Consider the following 341-nt stretch of genomic DNA (forward strand, 5'->3'; position numbering starts at 1 on the left):
AAACTCCACTGCCACTGCTGGCCGACGACTTCGACCACGGTTGCGTCGCTGGGAACGTTGACGAACTGGCTCCAGACGAACAGGCCGGGAACCAGCAACGCCGTAACCCCGACCGCGGTGACGATCGTCAGCCACGATTCGAGGCGCTTGTTTTCCGGTTCGTAGGCAGCCCGATTCCCTTCCCGATGACGGAAGCGGAAGACGCAATAGGCCATGAACAGAACCACGGCGGCGAAGACGACACCGGTGATCCAGAAGGTGATGCTGATGGTGTTGTCGATATAGCCCCAGTTCGAGGCAATAGGCGTCCACCACCATGGACTCAGCAGGTGAAACAGCAC

General features: G+C 59.5%; 1 pseudogene. It reads right to left on the minus strand.

The window, feature by feature from the left end:
- Nucleotides 1-341 (minus strand): annotated as a pseudogene (locus EOC93_RS33850) (cytochrome-c oxidase); the annotation flags it as partial.

Source organism: Mesorhizobium sp. M6A.T.Ce.TU.002.03.1.1 (assembly GCF_003997275.1).
GTDB classification, from domain to species: Bacteria; Pseudomonadota; Alphaproteobacteria; order Rhizobiales; family Rhizobiaceae; genus Mesorhizobium; species Mesorhizobium mediterraneum.